Annotated in this window: 17 protein-coding genes; 6 read left to right on the top strand and 11 right to left on the bottom strand. The window is 46.0% G+C overall.

Features of this window, described 5'->3' with window-relative positions; genetic code table 11:
* Window positions 1-4,783, bottom strand: a 4,783-nt coding sequence (locus IX95_RS08845; RefSeq protein WP_038158852.1) for an Ig-like domain-containing protein, incomplete at its 3' end; no start/stop codon positions are given.
* A 414-nt stretch (window positions 4,784-5,197) separates the two neighbouring features.
* On the opposite strand from IX95_RS08845, the gene IX95_RS08840 reads away from it, so the two are divergent.
* The 3 genes from IX95_RS08840 (at window position 5,198) to IX95_RS08830 (ending at window position 7,575) form a co-directional block, all read left to right on the top strand.
* Window positions 5,198-6,502 (top strand): TolC family outer membrane protein, encoded by a 1,305-nt coding sequence (locus tag IX95_RS08840; RefSeq protein WP_152562021.1) that lies wholly within the window; start codon window positions 5,198-5,200, stop codon window positions 6,500-6,502.
* 1 nt (window position 6,503) lies between these two features.
* Entirely contained in the window at window positions 6,504-7,115 is a 612-nt protein-coding gene (locus tag IX95_RS08835) for an OmpA family protein (protein ID WP_038158847.1), read from the top strand.
* Between the two features lie 106 nt (window positions 7,116-7,221).
* Window positions 7,222-7,575, top strand: a complete 354-nt coding sequence (locus tag IX95_RS08830) for a DUF2750 domain-containing protein (protein ID WP_019278084.1) — start codon at window positions 7,222-7,224, stop codon at window positions 7,573-7,575.
* A gap of 65 nt (window positions 7,576-7,640) precedes the next feature.
* Here IX95_RS08830 and queC read toward each other — a convergent pair whose 3' ends face one another.
* Window positions 7,641-8,336 (bottom strand): 7-cyano-7-deazaguanine synthase QueC, encoded by a 696-nt coding sequence (gene queC / locus IX95_RS08825; RefSeq protein WP_038158844.1) that lies wholly within the window; start codon window positions 8,334-8,336, stop codon window positions 7,641-7,643.
* A gap of 10 nt (window positions 8,337-8,346) precedes the next feature.
* Window positions 8,347-8,997: a 7-carboxy-7-deazaguanine synthase QueE gene (queE, locus tag IX95_RS08820; protein ID WP_038158842.1), complete on the bottom strand. Its 651-nt coding sequence runs from the start codon at window positions 8,995-8,997 to the stop codon at window positions 8,347-8,349.
* 175 nt (window positions 8,998-9,172) lie between these two features.
* On the opposite strand from queE, the gene IX95_RS08815 reads away from it, so the two are divergent.
* A complete protein-coding gene (locus IX95_RS08815; protein ID WP_038158838.1) occupies window positions 9,173-9,982 on the top strand; it encodes a Cof-type HAD-IIB family hydrolase in 810 nt (269 codons plus the stop codon).
* Between the two features lie 29 nt (window positions 9,983-10,011).
* On the opposite strand, the gene IX95_RS08810 is transcribed toward IX95_RS08815, so the two are convergent.
* The 8 genes from IX95_RS08810 to IX95_RS08775 all read right to left on the bottom strand — a co-directional run bounded on the left by IX95_RS08810 (window position 10,012) and on the right by IX95_RS08775 (window position 20,712).
* Window positions 10,012-11,439, bottom strand: a complete 1,428-nt coding sequence (locus tag IX95_RS08810; RefSeq protein ID WP_038158836.1) for a bifunctional NUDIX hydrolase/phosphatase PAP2 family protein — start codon at window positions 11,437-11,439, stop codon at window positions 10,012-10,014.
* Between the two features lie 14 nt (window positions 11,440-11,453).
* Window positions 11,454-11,930 carry a GNAT family N-acetyltransferase gene (locus IX95_RS08805; RefSeq protein ID WP_029236349.1) on the bottom strand — a complete coding sequence of 159 codons (477 nt, stop codon included), beginning with the start codon at window positions 11,928-11,930 and terminating at the stop codon, window positions 11,454-11,456.
* 112 nt (window positions 11,931-12,042) lie between these two features.
* On the bottom strand, window positions 12,043-13,920 hold the full coding sequence (locus tag IX95_RS08800) for a propionyl-CoA synthetase (RefSeq protein ID WP_038158833.1): 1,878 nt from the start codon (window positions 13,918-13,920) through the stop codon (window positions 12,043-12,045).
* A gap of 57 nt (window positions 13,921-13,977) precedes the next feature.
* On the bottom strand, window positions 13,978-15,168 hold the full coding sequence (gene prpF / locus IX95_RS08795; protein ID WP_038158830.1) for a 2-methylaconitate cis-trans isomerase PrpF: 1,191 nt from the start codon (window positions 15,166-15,168) through the stop codon (window positions 13,978-13,980).
* 9 nt (window positions 15,169-15,177) lie between these two features.
* Window positions 15,178-17,769 (bottom strand): Fe/S-dependent 2-methylisocitrate dehydratase AcnD, encoded by a 2,592-nt coding sequence (acnD, locus tag IX95_RS08790; RefSeq protein WP_038158827.1) that lies wholly within the window; start codon window positions 17,767-17,769, stop codon window positions 15,178-15,180.
* An 80-nt stretch (window positions 17,770-17,849) separates the two neighbouring features.
* Entirely contained in the window at window positions 17,850-18,977 is a 1,128-nt protein-coding gene (gene prpC, locus IX95_RS08785; protein WP_038158824.1) for a bifunctional 2-methylcitrate synthase/citrate synthase, read from the bottom strand.
* Window positions 18,978-19,098: 121 nt separating this feature from the next.
* Window positions 19,099-19,995 carry a methylisocitrate lyase gene (gene prpB / locus IX95_RS08780; protein ID WP_038158821.1) on the bottom strand — a complete coding sequence of 299 codons (897 nt, stop codon included), beginning with the start codon at window positions 19,993-19,995 and terminating at the stop codon, window positions 19,099-19,101.
* Window positions 19,996-20,007: 12 nt separating this feature from the next.
* Window positions 20,008-20,712, bottom strand: coding sequence for a GntR family transcriptional regulator (locus IX95_RS08775; protein ID WP_021458177.1), 705 nt, complete (start codon window positions 20,710-20,712; stop codon window positions 20,008-20,010).
* Between the two features lie 280 nt (window positions 20,713-20,992).
* Here IX95_RS08775 and IX95_RS08770 point away from each other — a divergent pair, with 280 nt between their 5' ends.
* A complete protein-coding gene (locus IX95_RS08770) occupies window positions 20,993-21,790 on the top strand; it encodes a hypothetical protein (protein ID WP_038158869.1) in 798 nt (265 codons plus the stop codon).
* Between the two features lie 193 nt (window positions 21,791-21,983).
* Window positions 21,984-23,966, top strand: coding sequence for a type VI secretion system Vgr family protein (locus IX95_RS08765; RefSeq protein WP_006962095.1), 1,983 nt, complete (start codon window positions 21,984-21,986; stop codon window positions 23,964-23,966).
* Window position 23,967: the final 1 nt, after the last annotated feature.

The following is a 23,967-nucleotide window of genomic DNA, read 5'->3' as shown; positions in this document are numbered from 1 at the left end:
TGAACGTTTCATCGCCTTCGTACACAGGTGCGTTGTTGTCATCAGTAATCTCAACCGACACGGTGTAAGAACTGTTGCCTGCTGGGACATCAAAACTGAACTCACCATTGACCGCGTTAACCACCGTGCTAGTGCCATCAGCAAAGTTGACGGTAATTTGGTTGCTGGTGTAGTCGTCACTTTCCGCTGTACCATTCGCCAGTGTCATGGTGACAGGAGTGGCCAATTCACTCGGGTTACTAAGCGTGACATCAAACACCGCCGTACCGCCTTCATCGACGGTCGGGCTGGATATGGCGGTAATGTCTGGGCGATCGTCGTCTGGGTTATCCCCAGCACCATTGCCGCTGTCGTCAATAAACGCCGCTGCTTTCGCTTTGCCATTGCTGTCAGTGGTCACGCCATCCACATCACGAACCACAAGCTGGAAGCGTTCACTGCCTTCGTGCACCGGCGATGCGTTGTCATCCACTGTGTCGACTTCGACAAAGATGTCCTGCACACCGGCTGGCACCGAAATCTCGCGACCATCAAAGTCCAGATAAACTTTGTCGTCGCCATCGAGATAGTACGCACGCATCTCACCAATATCGTCCGCTTCAGCGGTATTGGCATTGCCATTGGTTTTGGCACGCAAATCGAGGGTAACGGCATGGTCAACAGGATTGGAGAGATTGATACTGAAGGTCGCCACCTCACCTTCGGAGACGGTACCTGCGCCTGTCACAGTTAAATCAGGGCGATCGTTATCGCTGCCTTCACCACCATCCTGAATGGTCGCTTCACCACTCACTGTACCTGTTTGACTGCTGCTTGCACCGCTTAAGGTGAAGGTTTCATCGCCTTCATACACAGGCTCATCGTTGTCATCCGTGGTCTCAACCAAAACAGTGTACGAGCTGTTGCCCGCTGGGACATCAAAACTGAATTCACCATTAACCGCATTCACCACCGTGCTGGTGCCATCAGCAAAGTTGACGGTGATTTGGTTGCTGGTGTAGTCGTCACTTTCCGCTGTACCATTCGCCAGCGTCATGGTGACAGGAGTGGCCAATTCACTTGGGTTACTCAGCGTGACATCAAAGACAGCCGTACCGCCTTCGTCGACGGTTGGGCTGGAGATACTGGTAATTTCGGGGCGGTCATCGTCCGGGTTATCCCCCTCACCATTGCCGCTGTCATCAATAAACGCCGCTGCTTTCGCTTTACCGTTACTGTCTGTGGTCACGCCATCCACATCGCGTACTACGAGCTGGAAGCGTTCGCTGCCTTCGTGCACCGGCGCAGCGTTGTCATCTACGGTATCAACTTCAACAAAGATGTCCTGCACACCCGCTGGCACTGAAATCTCACGACCATCAAAGTCCAGATAGACTTTGTCGTCACCATCGAGATAGTACGCACGCATCTCACCAATATCGTCCGCTTCCGCGGTATTGGCGTTGCCGTTGGTTTTAGCACGCAGGTCAAGGGTAACGGCATGGTCAACAGGGTTGGAGAGGTTGATACTGAAGGTCGCCACCTCACCTTCGGAGACGGTACCTGCGCCTGTCACAGTTAAATCAGGGCGATCGTTATCGCTGCCTTCACCACCATCTTGGATGGTCGCTTCACCACTCACTGTACCTGTTTGACTGCTGCTTGCACCGCTTAAGGTGAAGGTTTCATCGCCTTCATACACTGGCGCGTTGTTGTCATCCGTCGTCTCAACCGACACGGTGTAAGAACTGTTGCCCGCTGGAACATCAAAACTGAACTCACCATTGACCACATTAACCACCGTGCTGGTGCCATCGGCAAAATTAACGGTGATTTGATTGCTGGTGTAGTCGTCACTTTCCGCTGTACCATTGGCCAGCGTCATGGTGACAGGAGTGGCCAATTCACTTGGGTTGCTCAACGTCACATCAAAGACGGCAGTACCGCCTTCATCGACGGTTGGGCTGGAGATGCTGGTAATTTCGGGACGGTCATCGTCCGGGTTATCCCCTGCACCATTACCGCTGTCGTCAATAAACGCCGCCGCTTTGGCTTTGCCATTGCTGTCTGTGGTCACGCCATCCACATCGCGTACTACAAGTTGGAAGCGTTCGCTGCCTTCATGTACAGGCGCCGCGTTGTCATCTACGGTATCGACTTCAACAAAGATATCCTGCACACCCGCTGGCACTGAAATCTCACGGCCATCAAAATCCAGATAGACTTTGTCGTCACCGTCGAGGTAGTACGCACGCATCTCGCCAATATCATCCGCTTCGGCGGTATTAGCATTGCCGTTGGTTTTCGCACGCAAATCGAGGGTAACCGCATGGTCAACAGGATTAGAGAGGTTGATACTGAAGGTTGCCACCTCACCTTCGGAGACGGTACCTGCCCCTGTGACAGTCAAATCAGGGCGATCGGATTCATCGCTGATCGTGCCTGCCCCGGATTCATTGAGATTAAAGCTCTCACCGCCTGTTGAAGCGTTTGCACTGACATCTAAGGTAAAGCTTTCGTTGCCCTCAAAAATACTATCATCCGTAGTTTCAACAGAGACTTGAATATTGGTTGCGTTACCGGGAATGGTATAGCTGCCATCTTGATTCGCTACAGCTGTCTGCGACAGCCCATTAACTTGATAACTGACATTAAGCGGATTTACGGCAAAGTCATCAAGAGTCGCAGCTTGATCATTGAAATTTAACGAGAAATTATAGGTAACATCGCCATCAACATCATTCGACAACGCAACGTCAAATACTGCCGTGTTGCCTTCTACAATAGACTCAGAACTGACCGTAAGAGTTGGTGTATCTACATTGCTACCATCCACTTGTTCATCGGTAATTGTGCCTGTTCCTGATTCATTCAAGTTAAAACTATCATCACCAACGGTAGCGTTCGCGCTAACATCCAGTTTGAAGTTTTCGCTGCCTTCAAAAATATCGTCATCTAATGTTTCAACTGAGACTTGAATATTGGTTGCATTGCCAGGGATGGTGTACGTACCGTCCTGATTGGCTTCAGTTGGCTGAGTGACGCCATCCAGTTGGTAGCTGACACTGATGGGATTCGTTGCAAAGTCCGCTATCTCGGCAGATTGACCTTCTATGCTAGGTGCAAAGTTATAAATCACATCACCATCGACAACATTCGACAGCGTAACATTAAACACAGCGGTGCTGCCTTCAACGACAGCTTCAGAGCTCACTGACAAGGATGGAGTATCCGCGTTGCCTCCTCCCTGTTGTTCATCACTGATCGTGCCTGACCCGGACTCACTCAGGTTAAAGCTTTCACCACCCACAGTAGCACTCGCATTAGCATCCAACGTAAAGCTTTCACTTCCTTCGAAAATCTCGTCATTTGCGGTTTCAACCGAGACTTGGATGTTGGTTGCGTTGCCCGGAATGGTGTAACTGCCATCTTGGTTTGCGGTAGCAGTTTGAGTAACACCCGCTATCTGATAAGTGACACTGATAGGGTTTTCGGCAAAGTCAGCAACCTCAGCAGTTTCACCATCGAGATTTAAAGTGAAGTTATAGGTAACATCACCATCGACATCGTTTGACAGAGCGATATCAAAAACGGCAGTGTTGTCTTCAAACGAAGATTCGTTACTGACCGTTAATTGAGGCAGATCAGAGTCATTATCGGTGTTATCCAAGATTGCGGTGCTTGCACTCCTGTTGCCAGCACCATCTCCAACTAAACCGAATACAGGCTCGACATTGAGTTGGTATTCTTCTGAACCTTCAAATGTAGTGTCCTGAGTAGTGTTGACCGTCACACGGAGTGACGTAACACCCGCTGGCACTTCAACCGTTCCATCAGCTCCTACGACAAGAACAATGCGTTGCGATGAGCCTGAGTCGCTAGAGGAACTTAATACTTCAACACTCATCCCTGACAAGTCTTCACCTTCAGCAGAGCCCAAAGACAAAGTCAGTTTTAAAGTTGTGGGTTGATTTGATGCTTTATCAAAGTTTACGGTGTAGGTCGCATCGCTACCTTCATCTACCTGAGCATCTCCTGAAACAGATATAGCCGGAATCGGGGTGACATCAACATTAACGACAACAGTATCCGTTCCTCCATTTCCGTCATCCACCGTTACCTCAAACGAATCGGAGCCGTCGTAATTTTCATTGGGGGTGTACTGCCACAACCCGGTAACAGGGTTGATTGTAACTATCCCGTTTTCAGGGGATGAAGAGATAGAAAAAGTAAGGGAGTCATCTGGGTTTGGATCTGTCGCGCTCACCTGCCCACTTATCGACGTATCTTCATTCGTCGTTACAGATACGTCATCGGCAAGAGGGCTGCTATTTGAAGTAGCAAAAGTTGGAGCTTGCTGAATGGATTGATATTGGTCTAAAAGCGTTAAGCTCTGAGTTCTAGAGATACCCAGACTTTCAAAGCCTTGAGTATTAAAATCGGTATTAGCAATGGTTTCGTCACCAGTCCTGACGATGGTTCCAATTGTGGTAAGACTGGAGCCTGTTTGCCCACCAGCAGCAGTTGCAAAGTCCTCGCCAAGCTGGGTTGGGTCTTGGCCCTCTTCCAATGCAGCGATGATGTCATCTATCTCGCCTGTCACGTCCTGTAATAAGGAGTCTTGGTCTACTACATCAATCTTCATCTTGGCTAAGTCAGGGTTCAACTCTTCCATAGACATAATGACTTCACCCGGCTTAGCCAATTCGCCTTTGGAGAGAACTCTTATGTTTCCTAGTTGATCTATAACCAAGGCCTGACCACTAGTTAAATTGCCCATTATCACGTTAGCACTAACACTCATGATGAACCTCTATCCCTTACTACTGGTTGTATGTCAAAGTTGTGACACGCAAAAAAACAAGACATATTCATATGCTGCATAAATTAGCATCTACCACTTTTTAAACAAAACCATTTTTGTCCGTAGTGTTAACAATATCTACTAAACCACACGCATAATAAAGAGCGAATAATTTGGATTAAGATCATATTTTACGTGCACTTATTTGTGATGTAATTCAGAGCTTCAGTCTTACTGGTCATAATCTGTGAAATACAATCTGTTAACGAACCGAGTTAGCAATATCTAAAATGATGTTAGTCATCATTCTCAGATAGTGTTATTTTATTGACGTCACAGATGGATAATTCTCACAAATGAGACCAAACAATTGAGTAATATCCCTCGCTAAGATGTACCCGAGGAGTCCCCATAGTGAAACGGAACCGGATTAAACTTTTGAGCATCGCTACTGTGCTCGCATTCCCAGTACAAAGCCAAACTTTAGAACAAGCTGTCGCTCTTACAATAGCCAGCAACCCAAATGTTAAAGCCTCTTACAATGAGTACATGAGCAAACTTTACGATGCGGAAGCTTCGTCGGGTGCATACTTACCTTCAATTGATCTCGATGCTGGTGTCGGTTACGAACAAGTCGACTTAGCGTCCGGAACAGAAAATGAACTTACCAGGAAAGAAGCAACATTAAGCCTGACACAGCTCATATGGGATGGTTCAGCAACTCTGAATGACATGGATAGAACCGCGGCTGACGCGGAATCCGTGCGATTCCAGTTACTCGCAGATTCACAAGACATCGCTCTTGAAGTAACAAATATTTACCTAGATGCAACCAAGGCTTATGAAGTGCTGGCGCTTTCAGAAAGCAACTTAGCAGTCCATAAAGAAATCTATAACGACATCAAAAAGCGCGTAGAGTCAGGAATAGGTTCAACAGCCGACTTATCGCAAGTTGAAGCACGTTTGGCTAAAGCTCACGGTAATCTACTTGCAGCGCAGAACAATCTTTATGATGTCCATACTCAGTTCAAAAGAATTGTCGGCCAAGCTCCACAAGGGCTCATTTTCCCAAGAGCCGATGAAAATGCGATTCCCTTTTCTGTAGATGAAGCGCTTGACCTTGCAATTAAAAACCATCCAGTGATTAAAGTTGCACAAGCAGACGTAGACTCCGCTCGATTCCAATATGAACAGACGAAGGGGGTAAACTACCCAACGCTGTCCATTGAAGCCAACCAGATTTGGCGTGATGATGCTGGAGGTATACGCGGCAGTAGCAATGAGTCTTCGGCAATGCTGCGTATGCGTTACAACTTGTATAACGGCGGTGCAGATTCTGACCGTACCGAAAGTGCAGCGTATCAACTGAACAAAGCTAAAGACTTCCGCGACCGCACATTCCGCAGCCTTGAAGAAGGCTTGCGTCTATCATGGAGCGCTCTAGACCTTACTTTACAACAAAAAGAGTTTCTTGCTGACCACGTAGACTCGGCATCCGATACAGTTATCGCTTACGAGAAACAGTACAAACTCGGTAAACGTACCCTTCTTGATCTCCTTAACACCGAAAACGAGTTGTTTGAGGCACGTAAGGATTATTTAGATGCTAAATACGATGAGCAATACGCGAAGTATCGTGTTATGAATGCAACGGGCGGATTGCTGGCAGCACTTCGTGTTGATACTCCAAAAGATTGGAACCAAGCGGTTGAGTACTAATATGAACAAGTCGACTATATATACAACAGTCATCGCTCTGGCATTTTCAGCAGCTACATATGCTGAAGATATCTACAGCTATCGTGAAACTCCCGTAGCCAATCAACTGTCAGATCTATATGACGATGATAAAGATGGTGTTATCAACGCACGAGATTTGTGCCCAGATACTCCACTCGGTGCCAACATTGATAACGATGGGTGTGGTACATACGTTAAGTCAGAAGAAGAAATGGATCTTCACATTTTGTTCGAAAATGACTCAAGTGACATTCAACCTGTATTCCTAACTCAAATCCGAGAAATGGCCGATTTCTTAGAGGTATACCCATCAACGTTTATCGAACTACAAGGGTATGCGAGTAAAGTTGGCAACCGTACCCACAATATGGAGCTTTCCAAAGAGCGCGCACAGGAAGTCGAGTCAGCCTTGATTAATAACGGCGTAAGTCATACAAGGATTAAGATCGTCGGTTTCGGAGATACTAATCTAGATGATTTGGGTGACGATGAAATCACTCACGCTAAAAACCGTAAAGTAGTCGCGACTGTAGTAGGACACAAAGGCAACTTTAAAAAGGAATGGACGATTTTCACCAAGAAATCCCGTTAAAGTGCCACTCATACATATCGAATGGGCACTCAATGTGCCCATTTTTATTTAGCTTTCATAGTAAGAGTGTTACCCTAACCGCGATTCTACTTATGAGATAAATCCTATGAGCAAATTAACTGCTGATATTCAAGCTAACCTAGAGCTATTCGTATCTGAAACCAAAGCAAATAGCTTGGTTTGGGGCCTTCGCAATGAAGAAGGTTGGCTGTCTTGCGACTCTACGGAATTTGAAAACAGCGAAGTCATGCCATTCTGGTCTTCTAAAGAAGACGCTCAAGCACATAACGTGGAAGAGTGGTCAGATTTTGAAGTTTTGGAAATTCCACTAGATATCTTCGTTGAAGACTGGCTACTAACACTAGCAGAAGATGGTGTTCTAGTTGGAACAAACTGGAATGCACAGCTAGAAGGCAAAGAGCTTGAGCCATCTGAGCTCGCGAAAATGTATCTGGATTAATAACTCCTGATTAGAAAAACGCCCTCATTTGAGGGCGTTTTTGTATTAGCGATCTTAGAGAAACTTTACGCTTCACTACTTTGCTTGCTGACTAACGAGGCCATAACAGCTTCTCGATTGTCGATGTAATCATTCAAACCCTCTTTTCTTAAATCACACGCTGGGCAATCTCCACAACCATCACCGATAACGCCGTTGTAACACGTCAGTGTTTTTTCTCTCACCAACTGCAGTGCATCGTATTGGTCAGCCAGAGCCCAAGTTTCCGCCTTATTTAGACACATCAGCGGCGTAACAATGTCTAGATTGCGATCCATACCTTGAACCAAGGCACTGTTCATCGCTTTAACGAAATCATTGCGGCAATCAGGATAGCCTGAGAAGTCCGTCTCACACACGCCAGTAATCACAGCCTGAGCACCAATTTGATACGCGTAAATACCCGCTAGAGTCAGAAAAAGAATGTTACGGCCAGGGACGAATGAGTTAGGTAGACCATTTTCCTGCAGCTCATGTGAGACCGGAATGTCATCACGAGTCAATGAGCTAATGGCGAGTTCGTTCAGCAAGCCCACATCCATCACTTTATGCGCTTTAACGCCTAGCTCTTTTGCAAGGCCTTGAGCCACCTCAATTTCCAGCTTGTGGCGCTGACCGTAATCGAAAGTGATCGCATGTACTTCATCAAAATTCTTAAGTGCCTGCACGAGACATGTAGTGGAATCTTGACCACCACTAAATACTACAACTGCTTTTTTCATTTCGTTTCCCTTACGCAATACTTAGATACTTGTGTGTCTGGATAGAGAGTCTCCAGTTACGCGCAATACAAGTATCAATACATAGTTGAGTGGCGCGTGGCTTCTGGCTGATCGGCTGTAGGGCAATAGTCGTGCTCTCAGGCACGCCTGCGCGCTCAATCAAAGCATCGAGTTGCTCAATGTCTTTATCGGTCGCCACTGGATGTTTAATCTCATTTGCTCGAAGTAAAGCACAGTCCAGAACAGGCAGTTTACCTTTCATTGCCACCTTTGGTGACACTGTCACCCAAGTATTTTCACTCGCAAGAACTGGTGATGTACCACTGGTTTCAATTTGGCAACGACATCCAATCGCTTCGAATGCTTCTGTCAGCGGACGCAAATCGTAAAAGCATGGCTCGCCGCCAGTAATAACAATATGCTTAGCCTGATAACCTTGTTGACGATACTGCTCGATAATGTCATCTCCAGACACACTACACCATGTTGGTGAGTCTCCCGTTTTCGCGAGCACTTCCGCTAACGGGCGTTCGTCTTGAGGTGTCGCATCCCAGGTTTGTTTCGTATCACACCAAGCACATCCTACCGGACATATCTGCAGACGAACAAACACCGAAGGAACGCCAGTAAAGACACCTTCGCCCTGAATGGTTTCGAACATTTCGTTTAATTTGTACAACTTTGTCTCAGCCTAACTCATCATCAATATTTAGCAGGAACGAGACCATAAATGACTGCACTGCGAAGGTCAACTAAATCAGAAATTGATCATTCCGATTCACTCATTTAATCTGCTTCTTTCTTTAGTGATAACTTTAAAACTTTTAGGTAAGTATATGTACAAGCTGATTGCTTTGGATATGGATGGCACTTTGCTAACCAGCGACAAGTCCATTTCAGAAAGAACAAAAACCGCCATAGAAAAAGCGCGAGCTCAGGGAGTCAAAATCGTTCTTGCTTCAGGCCGCCCCCTCGCAGGTATGCAAGAGAAACTGACAGAACTAGGCATAGACGGACACAATGAATTTGTGGTGTTCTACAACGGAAGTACAGTGAAAGAAATTGGCTCTGGAAAAGTGATTCATCAAGCCTACATTGATGGTCGACGTGCGAAACAAGTGGCGAAACTCGCTAAAGAGCTAGGATTGTACTGTCATGCATTCAGTACTGAGCACGGCTTAATTACACCCGAGAATAACGAGTTTACTACCTTGGAATCGGACATTAACCAAGTGCCGATTACGGAAATGGCGTTCGATTCATTGGAGGACGACCACCCTATCATCAAAGCCATGATCGTCGGTGAACCATCAAAACTGACGCAAGCAGCGAAAGCCATTCCAGATGTACTTCATCAGGAATTCACCATTGTACAAAGCGCCCCGTTCTTTCTAGAATTTCTCAACCTTGAGAGTAATAAGGGCGTGGGGGTCAAAGCGATTGCAGACTACCTTGGTATCCACGCTGACGAAGTGATTTGTATGGGAGACGCGGAAAACGATCACCATATGATTCGCTATGCGGGGCTTGGAGTCGCAATGGAAAATGCGATGGAACAAACCAAAGCGATTGCTGATTACATTACCACCAGCAATAATGATGACGGCGTTGCATTGGTCATCGAGCAGTATGTACTGAATCAATGATACTTATGCGTTAGCAATAAAAGCTGCCATTAGGCAGCTTTTGCAAATTTCCTAACGCTGACTACGAACAGAATCATAAGCACTGGGTAACGAACGGCGTCTAATCCGAACGACAAAACGCTACTTCTAGAAACAAACACTTCACTGTACTCAAACAACCAATATATCGCGACCATAGAGATGGTAATTGGAATAATCAGTTCTGCTGTGATTCTCTTTTCATTTTCGTCAGCTGTGTAAATCACGCCTAACGCCGTGCCGATTATCCCTAACCAAATACCAAATACCGGAATTGGCCACACAGAGACCATCACCAAGCCAGCAGCAATCAACACAAACCAAAGTGCTTTCGACTGTATCAATGTCATTAGCTCTACATCACGTTTGTTATCCAAACGGATCAGATGCCAGGCACACAGACCACCAATCAACAAACCACTTAGCATATCGACGATAAAGTGCGTCCCAGTGTAAAAACTAGAAATAGCTAGCCAAGTCATCAATCCCACGCTGGTACCTGCAAGATAGTCTGCCCCATTTTCTCTCATTTTATTGATTAGCAAGGTGATCACGCACATCCATACTGCAAACGGTAAACTCGGTAAGCTGTAACCTGAGAATTGTGGCAAAGCCTTGTTCGCAAGATAGACCTGTGGTGGAGGGAGTTGAAATCCTTGTTTCGCAAGTAAAACAATCAATGACGTAATTGTTACGGCGAAAAACACTTTATAGCTAAAATCTCGCCCAAACCGCCAATAAAGATAAGGGAAGAGAACCAACAGAATGATGGGATGGTTAAGTTGAAGGCTTAACTTAAACAGCTCTTCAATAATGGCTTCGGCATGAGTCGGTAGCTTATCTAGCAACAAACGGAACTCATTTAACCAAGCCAACTCCATTTGATTAAAGGTAGGCGCAGATTCAACCAAGTTATCCACATATCGAACAGGTTGAGGGGTTGCTTGCTCAAAATACCCTGCAATCCGTTTGAGTTGTTCTGGGAATCGATATTCCTGAGCATTGATCATCTCTGGCGAGATTAGCATTGCCGATGAAATTTCAACACCATAATGCGGTGCAAACCATATTGGTAACTGGTGTGCATCAAATGAATCGTCAATGTGAAATGCCACAATTTCAGAATCAGAGATACAATCGTAATAAATCGTGTTGTTTCTCTGACCCAGAACTTTATTGATTGAAACAACCAGCCCGGTTTCTTCCCAAGTTTCGCGCTGTGCGGCTGATTCTGGCTTTTCGCCTCGTTTCACATTGCCTGCAGGCAACCATGACTTGCCAGTCAAAATTTCATTAACAAGCACCAGTTTATCATCTGCTCTGATGACACAGGCGGCACCTTCTATTTCTGGCTGTTTTTGCTCAGCGAAAAGCAAAGATGAGAAAAATGTGAGTGTAAAAAACAGAAACACTCGATCCAACTGCTTAAAAATGGTCATTTATTACTTCTTGTTTAACCCACTGGTTTGCGGAGCCAATGGATGTGATGTTCGAAACCCAGTTCTTTATAAAAATCCAGCGCATTGCTGTTGAAATTCCATACCTCAACAAATATCTGCTTTACGCCATAATCATCAAAACGCTGTTCAATCGACTTGCATAATTGTTTTGCAATGCCCGACTTACGACACTCTGGAAGGACATAAAGTTCATCGATACTTCCCATTTGCACAGGCTTACTCACGCTGGAAATCAGCTCGCAAAAATGGCCAGATACAAAACCAACAATCCGTTGATCTTCAAAAGCAATTAGTACAATACATTCTGGGTCATCTAAGTATCGAGCGATGCTCTTTTCCTGCTCTATATCTTCCGCAGTTTTAAAGTGTTCAGAGCATTGCTGATGATGTTCGTCGTGCAGCCTGAACATCATGTCATTGAGCGATTCTAAGTCCTGCGCTTGAGCGACTCTAATTTCTAATTTGTGCATATTTATTTTGATGTCGCAAATAAAACCACAGTGTGAGTCGAACATAAAAATTTATCAACAAAAAAGCCCCTTAAAGAAGGGGCTAATTAATTATTATGGAACGGCGTCTCAACTATGATTCGAGGGCTTTCTGAATTTCTTCTAGACTCGTCGGATCATCGATGGTTGAAGGAACAGTATACTTTTCACCATCGGCTATTTGTCGAATGGTCTTGCGAAGTATTTTGCCCGAACGTGTTTTCGGTAAACGCTCAACGACCAGCGCATGCTTAAAGCAGGCAACTGCACCTATTTCATCGCGTACCTTGCCCACGAGCTCACCTTCAAGCTGTAAGTCATCGACTTTGACACCGTCTTTTAGCACCACAAACCCTAATGGTAGCTGACCTTTTAAGTCATCATGCACACCAACAACCGCACATTCCGCGATAGCCGGATGGCCACCAACAATTTCTTCCATTTCGCCGGTCGACAATCGATGTCCGGCGACATTAATCACATCATCGATACGGCCCATAATAAATAAGTAGCCGTCTTCGTCTAGGTAACCACCATCACCTGACACATAGTAGCCTGGGAACTGGCTCAGATATCCCGATTCGAATCGGTCGTGGTTGCGCCACACGGTAGGTAAACAGCTGGGTGGTAATGGGCGTTTCAACGCAACAAAACCTTGTTTATTCGGCGCGACAGGCTCACCTAGCTCATCCAATATTTCAACCAGATAACCGGGGATGGGTTTAGTCGCTGAACCTGCTTTAATAGGCATCAACTCAATCCCCGTTGGGTTACCCGCAATTGCCCAACCTGTCTCCGTTTGCCACCAATGGTCTACAACCGGTTTGACGGTTTTACTTTCTACCCACTCCAAGGTTGGAGGGTCTAAACGTTCCCCCGCCATAAAGATGGTTTTTAGATTCGACAGGTCATATTGCTTGAGGTACTCACCGTCTGGGTCTTCTTTCTTGATGGCACGAAAAGCAGTTGGCGCAGAGAACAATACATCGACCTTATACTCTTCACACACGCGCCAAAAGGCGCCTGGGTTTGGCGTTCTCACGGGCTTGCCTTCAAACAAAATCGTTGTGCAGCCATGAATGAGCGGCGCATAGACGATATAAGAATGCCCGACTACCCAACCCACATCAGAAGCCGCCCAATAAACACCATCCTGAGGAACGTTGTAAATGGCACTCATTGAGTACTTCATCGCGACAGCGTGACCTCCGTTGTCACGCACGACTCCTTTCGGTTTTCCGGTTGTTCCTGAGGTGTAAAGAATATAGAGAGGGTCAGTGGCCAGAATCGGTACGCACGCGTGAGGTAAAGCATTGTTATACGCTTGCATCCAATCCACGTCTCGCGCCTGACTTAATTCAGCCTCACACTGTGGGCGTTGTAATACCAAAACCTTTTCTGGTTTCCAACGGCTATCCATAACTGCTTTATCAACCATAGGTTTATAAGGGATGACTTTATTGATCTCGATACCACAAGACGCTGTCATGATAACTTTTGGCTCAGCATCTTCTATCCGTACCGCAAGCTCGTTTGGGGCAAAGCCCCCAAATACCACAGAATGAATGGCCCCTAATCGTGCACATGCCAACATCGCCATTGCGGCTTCTGGAATCATTGGCATGTAGATAACAACCCGATCGCCTTTCTCCACTCCTTGCTCTGCTAGCATCCCTGCGATCTTAGCGACCTGGTCTCTGAGCTCTTTGTATGTGTACTTTTGCTTGTTACCGGTGACAGGAGAGTCATAGATCAAAGCTGTTGTCTCTCCTCTTCCTTGTTCACAGTGGTAATCGAGTGCAAGCCAACAAGTGTTAAGCACACCATCAGGGAACCAACGTTCAATACCGTTTTCATCCTTTTGCAAAATGGTCTTAGGTTGCTCAAACCAGTCCAATTGCTCGGCTTGCGCTTTCCAAAATTGCTGTGGGTTTTCCTGTGCCCAAAGGTATTCTTTCTGATATGCAGACATAATGCTTCCTCCAGTATGTCCTGACATTACTTACATCGGGTTTGTTACCGACGAGATTTATTCTTCAAAGACATTGGAGGGAACACGCACAAAGCCCTCCATCAAAATACGAGCGCTTCGGCTCATTGCGGCTTTTTCTACTACCCAGCCTTGGTTTGACTGAGTGGCCCTAGCGCCTACTTTTAGCGTTCCGGACGGATGCCCAAAAGTCACTGAATGCTTATCACCGCCTCCAGCGGCCAAATTGACTAATGTCCCCGGCACACACGAAGCTGAAGCAATGGCAACTGCAGCTGTTCCCATCATTGCGTGATGTAACTGGCCCATAGATAAAGCTCTCACAAGCAGATCTACGTCATTTTCATCAACTTGTTTTCCGCTTGAGGCTTGATAACTCTTCGCTTTGCTGACAAAAGCCACCTTAGGGGTATGTTGGCGAGATTCAGCTTCTTCGACCTTATCGATAAGCCCCATTTTTAGTGCGCCGTAAGCTCGTATTCTTTCAAATCGTGCTAATGCCAACTCATCACTATTGATATCTTGTTGAAGCTCAGTACCAGAGTAACCAAGGGCATCGGCATCAATAAAAATTGTTGGGATACCAGCATTAATCAAAGTAGCGTTAAATGTACCAACCTCAGGTACTTCAAGATCATCGACTAAATTTCCCGTTGGGAACATACTTCCATCACCCGCAGCAGGGTGCATGAAATCCACTTGAATTTCAGCCGCAGGAAAAGTCACCCCGTCTAGCTCAAAGTCTCCAGTTTCTTGAACAAGTCCATTGCGGATAGGTACGTGAATGACAATCGTTTTTCCAATATTGGCCTGCCACACTTTCACAGCAACCACACCATTTTCCGGTATACGCTCTGCAGGGATTAGCCCGGCATGAATCGCAAACGGGCCAACCGCCGCCGATAGGTTTCCACAATTTCCGCTCCAATCAACAAAAGGTTTATCAATAGAAACTTGCCCAAACAGGTAATCTACATCGTGATCTGGCTGACTGCTCGGTGAAACAATAACGGTTTTGCTTGTACTTGAAGTCGCCCCTCCCATACCGTCGATTTGTTTGGCATAGGGATCTGGGCTACCAATGACTCTTAGCAGCAACTCATCGCGGGCCTTTCCCGGTTTTTGCGCCATCTCGGGTAAATCAGATAGATTAAAGAACACACCTTTACTCGTACCGCCTCGCATATAGGTCGCGGCGACTTTTATCTGGCTCGGTCTAATGTTATTCATAATCACTCCTTACTGAGCCAGAAAGTCCTGGGCAAAGCGTTGCAATACACCACCCGCGTTGTAAACAGATACTTCGTCGGCGGTATCAAGTCGACACGTGACTGGCACGTCCAGCTTCTCACCATTTTGGCGTGTGACAACTAATGCAAGGTCAGTCCCCGGCCTAATCTCACCAATCACGTCATAAAGTTCTGTGCCATCAAGCATCAGTGACTGGCGATTAACTCCTTCTTTAAATTGCAAAGGAAGTACGCCCATGCCCACAAGATTGGTTCTGTGGATACGCTCAAAACCTTCGGCAACGATAGCTTCGACGCCTGCTAAGCGAACACCTTTTGCCGCCCAGTCACGAGATGAGCCCTGACCATAATCGGCTCCAGCAACAACAATGAGGGGTTGTTTTCGGTTCATGTAGGTTTCGATAGCTTCCCACATACGCGTGACCTTTCCTTCAGGCTCAATACGAGCCAGAGAACCTTGAACAACTTCGCCTTCTTCTCTAACCATTTCGTTAAACAACTTAGGATTCGCAAAGGTCGCACGCTGCGCTGTAAGGTGGTCTCCACGGTGAGTCGCGTAGGAGTTAAAGTCTTCTTCAGGAACTCCCATTTTCGCTAGGTACTCACCTGCAGCGCTGGATGCAAGAATAGCGTTAGATGGAGACAAATGATCGGTTGTAATATTGTCACCGAGAATTGCTAGAGGCCTCATTGAAGACAGTGTTCTTTCACCCGCCAAAGCACCTTCCCAATAAGGAGGTCTGCGAATGTATGTACTTTGCAGCCGCCAATCGTATAAAGGATTACTGCTGCTTTGTTCATCATCAAGCTTAAACATTTGAATATAAACTTGATTAAACTGCTCAGGTCTAACGTACTTACCCACTACCGCGTCAATTTCTTCGTCAGTTGGCCAAAGGTCATTTAGGTAGATAGGCTTGCCCTCAGCGTCTGTACCCAAAGCGTCTCGCTCGATATCGAAGCGAATCGTTCCTGCCAACGCATAAGCGACAACCAAAGGCGGTGACGCTAAAAACGCTTGTTTCGCGTAAGGATGGATACGCCCGTCGAAGTTGCGGTTACCAGAAAGTACCGCCGTCGAATACAAATCTCGATCAATGATTTCTTGCTGAATCTCAGGGTCTAACGCACCACTCATCCCGTTACATGTCGTACACGCATACGCGACGATACCAAAGCCTAGTTTTTCCATCTCTTCAAGCAAACCTGCTTCTTCAAGATACAACTTAGCGACTTTTGAACCCGGAGCGAAAGACGACTTCACCCATGGTTTACGTACAAGGCCCAATTGGTTGGCTTTCTTGGCAACCAAACCAGCAGCGACAACATTTCTTGGGTTACTGGTGTTAGTACAGGAAGTGATCGCAGCAATGATCACCGCACCATCGGGCAGTTGACCTTCATTCTCTTGCCACTGGCCTGCAATACCCTGTGAAGCTAGCTCTGACGTTGGTAAGCGGCGATGTGGATTCGAAGGGCCGGCCATATTGCGTGTCACTGCAGACAAGTCAAACTCAAGCACTCGTTCGTATTGCGCCGTATCTAAATCATCAGCCCAAAGGCCTGATTGCTTGGCGTAGTTCTCAACTAGTTCAACTTGTTGCTCATCTCGTCCCGTCAATTTTAGGTAGGTAAGCGTTTGTTCATCAATGTAGAACATGCCTGCTGTCGCACCGTATTCAGGCGTCATATTGGAGATGGTTGCGCGATCACCAATTGTCAGGTCACTGGCACCTTCGCCAAAGAACTCAAGGTACGATGAGACAACACGCTCATTTCGTAAGAACTCAGTGATAGCTAGAACGATATCCGTTGCCGTAATACCGGGCTGGCGTTTACCGGTGAGCTTAACACCCACAATATCCGGTAGGCGCATCATTGATGGTCGGCCTAACATTACTGTTTCAGCTTCAAGCCCGCCAACACCAATGGCAATAACGCCTAATGCGTCCACATGCGGGGTATGACTGTCAGTTCCGACACAGGTGTCTGGGTAAGCAATACCTTGCTTGGCTTGCACTACAGGTGACATTTTTTCCAGATTAATCTGATGCATAATGCCGTTACCTGCAGGAATAACACTGACGTTTTCGAACGCCGTTTTACACCACTCGATAAAATGGAAACGGTCTTCATTACGACGCTCTTCGATCGCACGGTTTTTCTCGAATGCATCAGATTCAAAACCCGCATGCTCCACCGCCAGAGAGTGGTCGACGATCAGCTGAGTTTCTACCACAGGGTTCACTTTAGCGGGTTCACCTCCTTGGTCTGCAATTGCATCACGTAAACCGGCTAAATCAACCAAAGCGGTTTGCCCCAAAATATCGTGACAAACTACGCGTGCTGGGTACCAAGGAAAGTCTAAATCGCGTTTGCGATCAATCAGTTGTTTAAGAGAGGCCGTGAGCGACTCAGGATCACATCGTCGCACTAATTGTTCGGCAAGAACTCGCGAAGTGTATGGGAGAGTCTCATAAGCTCCTGGCGTAATATCATTGACTGCTTCTCGGGCATCGAAAAAATCAAGATCAGATCCCGGAAGCGGCTTACGATATTTTGAATTCACTGTACTACTCATATCATTGCTTCCATTCAGATAACATTCGTGTATCCGAGCCTCCCTACTTGCTGGTAAGGAGACTCTTGGGTAACTGGGTGTTACCTCTTTTCGATAGGAACCCAATCCTGATGCTCAGGACCTGTGTAATCCGCACTTGGGCGAATAATGCGGTTGTTAACACGCTGCTCATAAACGTGCGCAGCCCAGCCTGTCAGACGGCTCATGACGAAGATAGGTGTAAACAGCTTGGTTGGAATGTCCATGAAGTGGTACGCCGAAGCGTGGAAGAAATCTGCGTTACAGAACAAACCCTTTTCACGTTTCATCACCGATTCGACTCGCTCAGAGACTGCATAAAGGTGTGTATCGCCCACTTTATCTGAGAGCTCTTTCGACCAACGTTTGATTAATGCATTTCGAGGGTCACTTTCACGATAGATAGCATGGCCAAAGCCCATAATTTTGTCTTTATTGGCTAGCATCTGCATGATGTTGGTTTCTGCCTCATCAGGCGTCTGCCAGTTTTCGATCATTTCCATCGCAGCTTCGTTTGCTCCACCATGGAGTGGACCACGCAAAGTACCAATGGCAGCCGTAATACAAGAATGGATATCCGACAGCGTCGAGGCACACACACGAGCCGCAAACGTTGAAGCGTTAAACTCGTGCTCCGCATAGAGAATCAGCGAGCAATGCATAACCTGTTTATGCAGTTCACTCGGATCTTTGTCCGTAAGCATTTTAAGAAAATAACCTCCAATACAATCTTGAGACTGGTCTTCGGTATCAATTCGAACGCCATCATGACTGAAGCGGTACCAGTAACAAATGATTGCTGGGAACAGCGCCAACATTCGTTCCGTCGCATCTTGTTGCTCAGAAAAATCCATTTCCTGTTCAAGGTTGCCAAGAACCGAGCAACCTGTTCGCATCACATCCATAGGGTGAGCGCTTGCTGGAACCAGTTCCAAAGCTTGCTTTAGCTCAGAAGGTAAGCCGCGTAAGCCAATCAGACGCGTTTTGTATGCATCCAGCTCCTGCTGCGTCGGTAAGTGACCACGTAACAGTAGATGAGCTACTTCTTCAAACTGCGCGTTATTGGCTAGATCAGTGATATCGTAACCTCGATACGTCAGACCTGTACCTGTTTTACCAACGGTGCATAATGCAGTGCTTCCGGCGCTTTGACCTCGTAGGCCTGCACCACCTATCTCTTTAGTAGGCATGTTGAACTCCTTTTCTGTCCGCTCTGCCCTCTGAATGGAGCATTTCTGTTCGGACAAGTTTCACGTTATTGAAATAAAAGTTTTCCGATACTTTTCTTGAGCTTCCGTTTGTTTCTGTTCGCTATTTTCCTTCTGAAAACAGCTGATCTAATTTATCTTCGTAATCGTGGTATTTGAGGTGCGCATAGAGCTCTTTACGCGTCTGCATCGAATCAAGCAGTGCTTCTTGATTTCCCTCTTTCAACAGGTGGGCATAAACCATTTCTGCGGCTTTATTCATTGCTCTGAAAGCACTTAGTGGATACAGCACCATATCAACATTTGATTTGGCTAACTCTTCACCACCGTACAATGGCGTTTGGCCAAATTCGGTAATGTTCGCCAATATAGGCACGTGTTTTCCGGTCGCTTGCTTTAGTGCTTCAGAGAACTGTGAATACTGCTCTAATTTGTTCATCGCCTCTGGGAAGATCATGTCCGCGCCAGCTTCGACACAGGCAATCGCTCGTTCAATGGCGCTATCCATTCCTTCAACTGCAAGCGCATCAGTGCGAGCCATGATGACGAAACTCTCGTTATTGCGTGCATCTACCGCGGCTTTAACTCGATCAACCATTTCCTGTTGACTGACAATGGCTTTGTTTGGTCTGTGACCACAACGTTTCTGAGCGACTTGATCTTCCACATGAACAGCGGCAGCACCGGCTTTTTCCATCGCTTTAATCGTGCGACCAATATTAAATGCACCACCAAACCCAGTGTCGATATCCACCAATAAAGGCAGATCACATGCGTTAGTAATGCGGTCAACATCGACCAAGACGTCATTGAGGGTCGTAATTCCCAAATCAGGGAGACCGTAAGATGCGTTGGCAATGCCGCCACCTGATAAATAGATGGCTTGGTGGCCTATGTTTTTCGCCATCATGGCGCAGTATGGGTTAATCGTACCGACAATCTGCAAAGGATCATTTTGCTCTACGGCGGCTCTGAATTTCGCCCCTGGAGATAAACTCATGACAGTTTCCTTCTAGTCATTTTCAGCAAGTAAAATTTGTTGCTCTATTAACCGTCTGCTGCCTGAGATATGTCTTCTCATCAACATTTCGGCCAGCTCTTCATCACGATTACGAATCGCTTGAAGGATAAATTTGTGTTCGTTCAGCGCTTCTTTTGGTCTGGATTGAGCCCGCGGCGATTGGTATCGATACATACGCAGCAAGTGATACAGCTCATCACATAAGAGCGCGATCAACTTACTATTGCGACTCGCCTGAATAATGCGATAGTGAAAATCAAAATCGCCTTCCTGATGAAAGTAAGAAGCGCCTGCAACTTCATCGATGTGCTTTGAGTGCTTGGCAAGCAATAGCTCCAAACTCAACAGCTCTTCCTGAGAGATATAACGTGCTGCCAAGCGCGCAGCCATACCCTCTAAAGCCTCTCTAACCGCATAGATTTCAACCAGCTTTTCAGGCGAGAAAGCAATCACTCGTGCTCCGACATGAGGAATGCGTTCAATCAACCCCAGCCCCTCAAGTCGCATGATGGCTTCTCGCAGTGGGCCTCGGCTTACCTCAAATCTTTTCGCCAACTCAGGCTCAGAGATCTTACTTCCGGGTTCCAAACTACCTTCTACAATTGCTTCAATCAGAATTTCGGTCAGGCTTTCTGATTTGGTGTTTTCTTTCTCTGTTGCTCTACTTTTCATACGAGTCGTGAGTTCATCATTCATACTTTGCTCGCTTACCTGTCTAACTCAATGTGTCAACAGTTGTCATGTCATACCTATAAAATAGCCGATCAAATTGTCGACAATCAAGATAATTGTCGACAATTTAGACTAAGGTATAAGTTATCTCGGTAGGGATATCTGACTTTAACGAAATGCTGTACTCGTTTCTCATCTCTGTTTGTGAGCTCTATCGGCAAGAACAACACAAGAACAATGACTTAACTCTCATATGTAATTAGTATCGTTAGTATAGAAGTAACAATGGATATCTATGACAAGGATGCAGACTCCAATTGGTAAGACATCAATCGCTGTTGCTCTAGGTTTGAGCCTAACAGCGTGCTCAATGTTCTCGGAACCTAAGAGAGAACCCTATTACCCTGCACTTAGAGACACCGTTTATTCTGACGAAGACATTACTGTGATCGAATCAAACAATGTTCTCAAAACCGCTATTAAGTCCAATCAATATGTCAACGTTGCAGACCTCGATGAGGTTAATAACAACGCCGCCAAAATATTTGCTGAAGTGCTGAATAGCTCCTCTGTGACAGTCAAGGACATTCAGAATAAGCAATTCCATGAAGGCTTGAAAACCATCATTAAGCAGTTCACTTGCGAGCTGTATGCCAGCAAACAACCCGCTGATTCTGTGCAACTATGCCCACTAGATTCTAAGATTGTCGACAATAACCTAGATTACCTACCCTTCGAGGATGGGCTACGGTTTACTCAGAGGCTGAGCACTACACTGAATGACGATGAGGATAAATTACAGCTAGAGTTGTTTCTAAAAAGTACTCACGAGCGCTCACTCGATTCTCTTTGGGGAGCAGTACATGAATTGGGACGTTTTAAGAACAGCCAGCTCTCTGAGGACAGCTTAGTTCTTACTATCAATATGAAAGTGTATAAGAAGTCAGATTCAAACCTACGGTGGACGTACCTTCACCCAGAACCATTGGTCTTTTTTGTCGTGCTTCCTCCAGTCGATTTGATAATCAATCGCCCAAATGAAGTCGAAAGCATGGATTTCGCGTATAGAAGTGCAAAATTGTTAGTTGTTGATAGCCGTTAAGAGAATCCTGGATTCTGAGAGAGGCTCACACATTCAGCGATTCAACACACAATCAGCCTTTTATAATAAGTGGTAGGATTTATTTACGATCAGTTTACTGCTACTTTTTATAAATCCAACAAATTATATCGTACGTATCAGTATAATTTTTAAGGTCTTTTTTGTAACAGACTCATTATTTCAAGGATATTATATGGCTGATAAGTATTCAGCGTCGGCTAGCTTAATTTCGGCAAAGGACTATAAAAATCAAGAGCATACGGTAAGTGAATTTACCGTAACTCAAGCTTTGTCTACTCCTTTTGAGATTACCGCCATACTCGTTTCTTCTAGTTTCAGTGTTAAAGACCAATTAGGTCAATTACTGACGATTAACCGTTACTCCAACGAGTCCGGCAGCAATAAGCTACAACGTTCTTTCAATGGCGTGATTGCTCGTATTGAACAAATGGGCCTAGACGCTAACCTGCAATTTATGCAGTACCGAATTACTCTCAAGCCTTGGTTTTGGCTACTAACGCATACTCACTCATTTCGCGTCTATCAAACTCAGTCAACTAAAGATATCGTCAGTGACATCTTCGACAACGCAGGCTTCAAAGGAAAGTACAAGCTCTCTAGTTTGCCGTCCACAAAAAGAGAATACTGCCTCCAGTACAATGAGTCTGACTTTGACTTTGTTACTCGGTTGCTTGCCGAAGAGGGCCTTCATTACTACTTCGAGCACGAATCCGGCGACCATACAATGGTCATTCAGGATGCTCAGTCCCCCTTCGACAAAGCCGACGTCGCCAAATTTGATATGCAGGAAACCCCTTCCGGTAGCCTCCCACTGATAAAGTCTTGGGCTCCTGTTATGTCTTTCCATGGCGCGAGTGTTGAGTTAACGGCGTATGACTACTCGCAGTCTAAATTAGTAACAAGCAAAGCCAAAACAAGCAGCAATACGATTGCAAACAATACGAAACTGGCATCCGTCCACTATCCTGATTTGGGTATAAGTGGGGATATGACTGACTTATCTAGCAATCTGGCTAAAAGACGCATTGAGCAAATAGAACAAGATTATCAATCTGTTATTGCACAGGCTGAACACGATATGTTCGAGATTGCGACGTGGTTTTCCTTGTCCAGCCATTTAGACAAATCTCAGCTTGGTGATTTCTCGGTTGTCAAAACATCCACACACTACGCGGATGATGTTCGATGCGCCACTGAAGTAAAACTGATCCCGAAAGCCACACCGACTTACCCTAAGCCACGTTCCAAGCAAGTCGTCAATGGTTTGCAAAGTGCTACAGTTGCAGGCTCAACAGCAGGTGAAATCAACCAAGATGACCAAGGCAGAGTCCGTATTCAATTTCATTGGGACACTGAAGCCAGCGGAGACAAAACCAGTTGTTACGTGCGTGTCGCGCAAATGATGGCAGGTAGCGGCTATGGGACGCAGTTTATTCCACGAGTAGGTCAAGAAGTACTGGTTTCCTTTATTGACGGCGACCCTGATCAGCCAATCATTACAGGCAGTGTTTACAACAGTAAAAACGCGCCTCCTTATAAAGAAGCAAACGCGACCAAAACAGGTATAAAGACGAAGTTAACAGGTCAGACAAATGAGCTTTACTTCGACGACAAGAAAGATAACGAGCTAGTTTATCTTCATGCTGCCAAAGACATTACTCAGGAGGTTGAAAACAATCATACTGAAACCGTTAAAGGCGAATTGAGCCAGTCGGTGACGAAAGCGATGACAATTGCGACAGAAGACAATTACACCCTGAACGTCACAAAAGCAATGAGTGGTTCAGCGAAGTCCATCACGCTCGAAGCTGATGACTCCATCGACCTCAAAGTCGGCTCTAGCAAAATTTCGATATCTTCGTCATCTATTTCTATTGAAGCTACGAACATCGATATCAAAGCAAGCAGTGCGCTCAATCTGGAAGGAACCAATGTCACCAGCAAAGCGACATCTGCGAACAAAGTTTCCGGCACCACAACTGCACTTGAAGCAACCAGTTCAAACAGCATCAAGGGATTAAGTATTGCGATTAAAGCCAGCACAACATTAAGTGCCGAGGGTTCACTAAGTGCTGAATTCAAATCTGGCCTGAAAGGCACATTCGATGGTGGCGTACTAGGCGAACTGAAAGGCGCCATTGTGAAGGTAAACTAAA

The sequence above is a fragment of the Vibrio sp. B183 genome, from assembly GCF_000740665.1.
In the GTDB taxonomy this organism is placed as follows: Bacteria; Pseudomonadota; Gammaproteobacteria; order Enterobacterales; family Vibrionaceae; genus Vibrio; species Vibrio coralliilyticus.
The sequence above is the reverse complement of the archived record's forward strand: the minus strand, read 5'-3'. Positions and strand labels throughout refer to the sequence as shown.